A 579-nucleotide genomic window follows, 5' to 3' on the forward strand; every position below is an offset into this window, starting at 1 on the left:
TCTCTCGTTTCAGTGCGCCGCGACCCTGGATATAGATCGCCTGATAGATCGTCTCGGTACTCACCCGCATCCCTTGGTCGTCGGGAAAGTCTTTCACGAGCCGGTAGCTGATCTGCTCTGGTGACCACCGCTTCCGAAGCTTCAGCTGAACATAGACGCGCAAGCCACCAGGAGATTCGAGCTTGCGTTCGCGCTGCCTCGGTCGGCGTGATGCGGCAATGCGGTGCGCCGCATACGGAAGATACCCGATCGTCGTGGCGGTGTTCCGGCGCAGTTCCCTGCTGATCGTCGACGGGCTCCGACCCAACGCTCGGCCGATCGCTCTGATCGATTCGCCGCGGCNTTCCTCTCGTGTAGCTATTACGGGGCGTCTTCACATTCGCCAGTATCGCCGCCTGCCGGTAACGGACCACACGCCCATCAGGATACTTACGACCACCCATGAACTGTGTGATGCCCTTGTCCCAGTCTGCTGCCGAGCGTTTATCGATACCAACTTCCTTGGCAGCTTCGCCACGGCTGAGACCATCAGCACGCAACCGCTGGAACTGCGCTCGTTGAGCACGAGTGTCTTTCCCG

General features: G+C 60.2%; 1 pseudogene. It reads right to left on the minus strand.

Going from position 1 to position 579, the window contains the following annotated elements:
- Positions 1-325, minus strand: a pseudogene (locus tag ABD112_RS14555) (transposase); the annotation flags it as partial.
- Between the last annotated feature and the right edge of the window lie 254 nt (positions 326-579).

This window comes from Rhodoglobus aureus (genome assembly GCF_039527955.1).
Taxonomy (GTDB): Bacteria; Actinomycetota; Actinomycetes; order Actinomycetales; family Microbacteriaceae; genus Rhodoglobus; species Rhodoglobus aureus.